At 54.1% G+C, this 7,681-nt stretch carries 3 protein-coding genes; 1 reads left to right on the top strand and 2 read right to left on the bottom strand.

Features of this window, described 5'->3' with window-relative positions; translation table 11 throughout:
• Positions 1–1,140 (bottom strand): sensor histidine kinase (locus ACYVBJ_RS26410; RefSeq protein WP_460985308.1); only part of this gene is annotated, 1,140 nt, incomplete at its 3' end.
• A gap of 104 nt (positions 1,141–1,244) precedes the next feature.
• The gene (locus ACYVBJ_RS26405) at positions 1,245–4,427 is read right to left on the bottom strand and encodes a cyclic nucleotide-binding domain-containing protein (protein WP_460985307.1); all 3,183 of its coding nucleotides are present in this window, start codon (positions 4,425–4,427) and stop codon (positions 1,245–1,247) included.
• Positions 4,428–4,853: 426 nt separating this feature from the next.
• Between ACYVBJ_RS26405 and ACYVBJ_RS26400 the strand changes: the two genes are divergently transcribed.
• Positions 4,854–7,625: a 2-oxoglutarate dehydrogenase E1 component gene (locus ACYVBJ_RS26400; protein ID WP_460985306.1), complete on the top strand. Its 2,772-nt coding sequence runs from the start codon at positions 4,854–4,856 to the stop codon at positions 7,623–7,625.
• Positions 7,626–7,681: the final 56 nt, after the last annotated feature.

Genomic DNA, 7,681 nt, shown 5'->3' with positions numbered 1-7,681 from the left:
GGTGTTTACCGTAACGGTGGGCTGATAGTTGGGCTCGCCCTGCTTGTGGCGCTGCTGGACGGCATAAAAAGCGTTGGTGAACAAATTCAGCAGCACCCGGCCCATGTCCTGGGGGACCAGACTGATTTGCCCAATAGATGCATCAAAATCCGTCACCAGCTTGGCGTTGAAAGTCTTGTCCTTGGCCCTAAGGCCATGATAGGCCAGCCGCAGATATTCGTCGGCCAGGGCGTTGAGGTCAGTTGCCTCCCGCTGCCCACTGCTGGCTCGGGAGTGCTGCAACATACCCCGCACGATGCTGGAGGCCCGTCCGCCGTGGTGGCTGATCTTCTGTAGGTTCTGCTTGAGGTCTTCCAGCAGTTCGGCTTCGAGTTGGGTATCGGGCTGGGGCTGAGTTTGTTCCTGGGCGAGTTCATCGATGAGTTCGATGCTGACCTCGGCGAAGTTGTTGACGAAGTTGAGGGGGTTCTGAATCTCATGGGCAATGCCCGCCGTCAGTTCGCCCAGCGACGCCATTTTCTCTGATTGAATGAGCTGCGCCTGGGTCGCTTTCAGTTCCGTAATGGTTTCTTCCAGCTCTTCCTTCTGGCGGGTAATAAGCGCTGTGCGCTCGGCGACCAGGTACTCCAGTTCGAGCTTTCGGGCCTCCATAATTCGTCGTTGTTCGGCTTCGCGCTCTCGTTCGGCTTCAAGCTTAACCAGTGACTTTTTCTGGCGATTGGCCATGATCATGAACGTAGTCAGCCATAAAATCGAAAACGCCATGGCTGAGCCAAAGTAGTCTTCGTAGAGATCATAGAACTTGGGTGCCAGATCTTCAGTTAATCCGGTGATGGTGATGATGGCCATCGACGGGGCTAGCGCCTGCAAAACAGTACGTGCCGGTGGATAGTCGCTCAACTGCAGGAGCATGTACGTCAACACAAGACTTACGGCGAGCCAGTACCAGCCCGTCGACATGTTATCGAGACGTACTACTGTAGCGACACAATACAGACCAACACTAATCAGCCAGATTCGTCTCAGATAAGGCTCCCAGTCGGGCAGGCGAGTTTTCGTGTCCAGAAACTGCCGGAGGTATTGAAACACGCAGGCCGTCGTAATGACAGCCCCTATACCGTCGGGTGTTGGTAAACTCATGGTTGTTATGAATAGAGAGGAATAGTCACCTCTGCAAGATACGGGTCGTGTGCTAACCTCACAATAGAGACGTAAACCACGGAGCCGACGACGTAGTGCCGGGGCTAGCTTACTTCCACGTTCGGGTTCGCGCGATTGGTCAGGAGTTCGTTTTGCCGACGTATCCGGCCCGACAGGCTCCGAACGATGCTACGTAGTATTTCGCCCCGTTCTTCCATCAGATCGTAAAAATCATCCTGGTCGAGCCGGAGTAGCCGAACGTCGGTCAACGCTTCGGCTGTGGCAGAACGGGCTTCGGTGTCCAGCAAGGCCAGTTCGCCGAAGAAATCACCCCGTTTAAACCGGGCCAGCTCCGTATTACCATCCAGAATAACCACCTCGCCTGAATAGATCACGTACATGCCCGTTCCCAAATCCCCTTTCCGGAAAATCTGCTCGCCTGCCGGGTGATGTTCTTCCTTCATAATGGGCGTAACACTGGCGAGAACGTTTTCGGGCGTTTGGGCAAATAAGCTGGTATTGGCCAGCAGCAGCACCCGGTCGTATTCGGCAATTAAGTTCGTCGAACTGGTTGAATGGCTCATGAGTAAAGGCGATAAGGCCGGAAAGCGGGAACGTAACGAGTCGCGGGCCGCCGTTTCTTCAGCCGAAGATAACCCGCGCAAAACCGTATTGATGGTCCAGGCTGAGAAGAGGGTTTCGCCCATGCGCAGGATGAAAGCCCTGATTGGCTCCTGATCCTGAAGTGAACCTAATTCCGCATCCAGAATCTGTACTTTCTCGGCTTTGGGCAGATCGTCGATCAAGGCCTGCATGGTTTGATAAACGCTTCTGGGAACCAGGTTGTCGAGCATTTCCAGGGCATTGGCCCGGCGTTCGCGGGTGGGGTGACCAATGCCTAATCGGGCTCCGGCAATGGTTTCCGAATCGTACAACTGCGTAAGGATGTCGAAGAGCCGCTGCAGCAGTACCGACAATTCGTAGTCGAGGGTTTCTACCAGACCGGGTTCCTGTACACTACCGTGCAGGAGCCGCTGGGCCAGCGCCGTTTCTTCCTGTAGCAACGCCCGGAACTCGGCATCGTCGGCGGGTTCGTTCGGAAATCGACGTAAGGCACGTAAGGCCGCGCTCCGAACCACTACGTCCGGCTGCCGGGCCAGTTCATTGAGCAGCTTTCGGCTCTCCGGCGTATGAATGGTTCCGCAAATGCTGGCAATCCGCTCCTGTACTAACCGGGCGTTGGTGGTGTGCAGGGCCTGCCGTAATCCCGGTATTATTTCGTTTCCCTGATTTTTTAAGGCATTTGTGGCGAGGTAGCCGATAGTCTTATCCGCTAGTTTACTGATCAGGTGCTGCCTCAGCTCAGCGTTGTGAAGCTGACCGGCCGTAACTAGTGCGGCTTTCATGACCGCATCGGTGGAACTGGCGAGTTGTTGCCTGACCAGCGGAGCAAAGTCGTTCAGACGTAGCTGAGCGATCAACCGCAGCGCTATCTGCTGATGAGCCGGGTCGGCATCGTTTGCCAGCTCGACCAAACTTTGCCGGGCCGCCGGATCCAGGGGGTTCATGGCAAGAACCCCCTGGATAGCCCCCTGCCGAATGGCTACATCCGTATGGTGAATAAACGGAGCTAGTTCCGACGGCTCAACGTTGATACGTCGCCCCAGGAGATAAGCCGCCTGCTGACGTAACGAAGGCTCCGGATCTGCCAGGGCGATATGAGTCAATGGCTTCACCGGCACCGGATGGTCCAGCGTGGTCATCACCGTCAGAATCCGGCGACGTACATTGGTATCGGTATGAGATAGTAGCCCGGGAGCCTGCTTAACCAACTCCTTCGGATTGTTTGTATGAAGCCAGCCGATCGCGGCCGCTACGTCGTCCGGTCTGTCGCTCTGTAACTGATTCACGATACTGACCTGAGCGGCTGTTGGCATCGCTAGCTGGTCACGTTCCAGAAAGCGTCGGCCAATGGCATCGTTTAGTTCGTGCAGATACGACCGATACGTTCGACGAAGCAGCCAAACGGCCCCGCCCAGTAACGCAATCCAGACCAGCGGTATCCAGGTCTCTAAGGCAGGCCGGGCGTGTAAAATAAAAATGAGTAAACCCGCCAGTCCTAAGCCAATCGGTTCATAAAGCCCCTTAGCTACCGTATGCCCTTTCAGGCGCTGCGGAGGGGACAAAGGCTGGAAAAGTACCAGAAACACCGGATCGAATAAGGATCGGCGCACAACCTCGAAAACAAGGTACAACAAACAGAAGTAAACGACCATGACCGTTTCTTCCGGAGCAAAGCCGTTTAAAATGACTAACCCAATCAAACCCAGCAAAGCGGCCCAGGGCAACACAAGCAACGACCGATGGACACCGAAGCGATCGAGTGCTTTTCGGGAAAGCAGCAGTTTGACCAGCATGGCCAGCCCATACGTTAACGTCAATACGTAACTGACGTAGCGGATTACGTCGGTTTGGTCGTGGAAACGGTGCTTAACATTGATAAAAAAACTGTACTCAATCTCCGTAGCCACGGCCGCCAGAGCCGCCAAACTCAGGCACATGTAAAAGATAAGTTCGCTGCCGCCGAAGCGTTGACCAACTAACCGCGATGGCTCCCGTCGAACGGCGCGGGCCGGGCGATGTGGCGCGTGAACCTCGTGCGAACGAACCGTTTGCTGCAGGGCATACAGAGCTGCCAGAAAGGCACCAAACGCAACCAGTAATAGCCGCAATACATCGGCATGAGCGTGAACCAGCGCGGCCAGAATCGCCCCGATTGCCTTAGCGGGCATGTCGCCGGAACTGATGACCCCGAACAGCCGCTTGCTCTGACGTGTGTCGAACACAACGGCCGATACGCCCCAAAACTCAAGATTTGTTAACAGATAAATAATTCGGTAGCCTGTCATGATGGCAACCGCAGCCGCAACGGAGTGGCCAACTACCACCAGAACGCCAATGACTACGGTCATGACGACCACCACCAGCAGGACACGTACCGCCAGGCTGCTCAGGGCTAAATGATGTTCGAAGTAAGCGTATAACCGGCCCACGCCAATCATGGCCAGGGCCGACGCTACGTATGCAACGGGCAGGCTCGTTTCCGGATCATTTTCCAGCAGAATCGCATTGGCAGCCACATAAATGAGAATGGTCCCGATACCCAGCAGGAAATTATGAACGAAAAACAGCCCGACTGTCTGCGCTTCGTCGGGACGAATACCTAACGCCCGTTGTAATCGTTGAGAGAAACTAATTGGAGAAATATGATCAGCACCGACAGACATAAGCGGAGTTTGCCACTCGATTTACCGTCAAATATACACAACCCGCGCTGAGAAGATGTCAGCAGGCTGGTCAAACTAATCGAAGCAGGCGGTTTTGCCGACTGCCTGTCGGATGAGCCAGAAGAACTGAAACCCAACCTGAACGGGCAGAAACACAGGTTAAATAGAAGCTTTGTCGAACTACCGGAGCCAATGAGGGTATTGGGGGTTAATGGCCAGGCGAGCGGCAGGAAAACAGCTGCTGTTCGCCTTAGTAATGAATTGGTTAGGCAAAACGGGTATTCGCCAACTAAAAGCGGGTTTATACTGTTGTAGCACTAAGGCCGTCGTAATCAGCAAGCAGTAGGATAAAAACCGTAAATTTTGCGGCCAAGTGTTTGGCCGATACGCTACCTTTGCGGGTCAAAACAACGACGCGCCCTCGTCATGGATCAGTATTCATATATAGCCAATTCCGACGCGGCTTACGTAGATCAACTCTATCAGTCTTATAAGCAAGACCCTCAATCAGTTGACGAAAGCTGGCAGCAATTTTTTAAAGGATTCGAGTTCTCGTTAACCTACGGCGAAACGGCCAACGGAAACGGAGCCACTAAAACGAATGGTTCAGCGACAAACGGGCAGGCGGCAACGGCGGTTCGCCCGGTTGATGCGAGCCATGCAGAAAAAGAAGTTTCGGTTGCCAGCCTGATCAAGGCCTACCGGTCCCGTGGTCACCTGCTGGCCAAAACCAACCCGCTCAAAGCCCGTAAAGATCGTCAGCCCCGCGTCGATCTACCCGACTATGCCTTATCGGAAGCCGATTTGGATACGGTATTCGAGTCCGGAAAGTTGCTGGGCATTGGCCCCGCTACGTTACGGACCATCATGGAGTCGCTGCGCAAGATCTATGCGGGCAATATCGGCTTCGAGTACATGTATATCCGGGAGCTGGACGTAAAGAACTGGTTACGAAACAAGATCGAGAAAGAGGCCCTGGTATTCGAGCCTACCCTCGATGAGAAAAAGCGTATTCTTGAGAAGCTCAACGAAGCTACGGTTTTCGAGAACTTCCTGGCAACAAAATATTTAGGGCAGAAACGCTTCTCGCTGGAAGGCGGTGAAGCGACCATTCCCGCCCTGGACACGATCATCGGCCAGGCCGCCGAACTGGGCGTTCAGGAAGTGATGATTGGTATGGCGCACCGCGGTCGCCTGAACGTACTGGCCAACATTCTGGGCAAATCGTACGAAAGCATTTTTGATGGTTTCGAAGGAAACGTACCGGAACAAGTACACGGCGACGGCGATGTAAAATACCACCTGGGCTATTCGAGCCTGACCGAAACGCCGATGGGTAAGCAAATCAGCGTGAAGCTGGCGCCTAACCCGTCGCACCTCGAAGCCGTCAACCCGGTTGTCGAAGGGTTTGCCCGGGCGCAGGCCGATGAAGAATATAACGGTGACTTTACCAGGATTATGCCGATTCTGATCCACGGCGACGCAGCCGTAGCGGGTCAGGGTATCGTATATGAAGTAACGCAGATGGCCAAGCTGGCCGGTTATCAAACCGGTGGTACGGTTCACTTTGTGATCAACAACCAGGTTGGTTTTACGACCGATTTTGAAGACGCCCGCTCGTCGATTTACTGCTCGGATGTGGCTAAGATTATCGATGCGCCAATCTTCCACGTAAACGGCGATGATCCGGAAGCGGTAATCTTCTGCGCCAAACTGGCCGTTGAGTTCCGCGAGAAATTCAAGCGCGACGTGTTTATTGACATGGTCTGCTACCGGCGTTACGGACACAACGAGTCCGACGAGCCCAAGTTTACGCAGCCGACGATGTACAACATCATCGACAAGCACGCCAACCCGCGCGAGCTTTATAACCAACTGCTGATTCAGCGGGGCGATGTCGATGCCGAGTTGGCAACGCGGATGGACACGGAATTCAAGAAGCAGTTGCAGGACCGGCTCGACCGGGTTAAGCAAAAGGCCGAGATTCCCTATAAGCCTCTCCGGTTAGACCTTGACTGGGCTGAACTCCGGTTTAGTGAGCCACAGGATTTTGAAGCATCTCCCGAAACAGGCGTATCCCTGGAAACCCTGCAAGCGGTTGGTGATGCATTGGTGAAGCTTCCGGAAGGCTTCAAGCCGCTGAAGCAGATTGATAAGCTGCTGAAAGACCGGCAGACGATGCTCACCGATACGAAGATGGTGAACTGGGGCACGGCCGAGCTGCTGGCCTATGGTTCGCTGTTGGTTGAGGGCAAACCGGTTCGCCTGAGTGGTCAGGACGTACAACGGGGTACGTTCTCGCACCGCCACGCGGTTCTGCACGATGCCGAGACCAATCTGTCGTATTCGTCGCTGGATCATATTCAGGAAGGACAACAGAAGTTTCAGGTTTATAACTCGCTGTTATCCGAATATGGTGTACTGGGCTTTGAGTATGGCTACGCTATGGCTAATCCACATGCACTGGTGATCTGGGAAGCGCAGTTTGGTGATTTCTCGAACGGTGCCCAGCTCATCATCGACCAGTTCATTGCTGCTGCCGAATCGAAATGGGGCATTCAGAACGGTGTGACGATGCTGTTGCCACACGGCTACGAGGGGCAGGGTCCTGAGCACTCGAACGCTCGTCCGGAACGGTATTTACAGCTTTACGCTGAGCATAATATGATTGTTGCAAACGTTACGACGCCCGCTAACTTCTTCCACCTGATGCGTCGGCAACTGGCGTGGCCCTTCCGCAAGCCACTGGTGGTGATGTCGCCCAAGTCGCTGTTACGTCATCCAAAGTGTGTTTCGCCACTGGAAGATCTGACCAAAGGCTCGTTCCAGGAGGTACTGGGTGATACGTATGCCGATCCTAAAAAGGTGAAACGCGTATTGCTTTGCACCGGTAAAATTTATTACGATCTGCTCGATAAACAGCAGGCCGATCAGCGTACCGATGTAGCTATTGTGCGGCTGGAACAATTAGCTCCGCTGCCTGAAACGCAGTTGGGTGCTATTCTGGCCCAGTATAAAAAAGCCGAGCTGTTCTGGGTACAGGAAGAACCCGAGAATATGGGATACTGGACGTATCTGCTACGGGTTGGCTTACGGCTGCCGATCATTTCACGCGAGGCTGCTGCGTCGCCAGCTACCGGCTATGCCAAAGTGCATACTCAGGAACAAGCCGACATCGTTCGGAGAGCATTTGAATAAATAACAGTCGGTCAGTTGGTCAGTCAATAGGTTGGTGAGTAGATTGCCGCTCGTAT

It is taken from the genome of Spirosoma fluminis (assembly GCF_054778895.1).
This window is presented reverse-complemented; position numbering and strand designations above follow the sequence as displayed.

What these genes read in the sequence shown, in the direction of transcription:
- ACYVBJ_RS26405 (WP_460985307.1), bottom strand. Translation starts at nt 4,427, where the DNA reads ATGTCTGTCGGTGCTGATCATATTTCTCCAATTAGTTTCTCTCAACGA.
- ACYVBJ_RS26400 (WP_460985306.1), top strand. Translation starts at nt 4,854, where the DNA reads ATGGATCAGTATTCATATATAGCCAATTCCGACGCGGCTTACGTAGAT.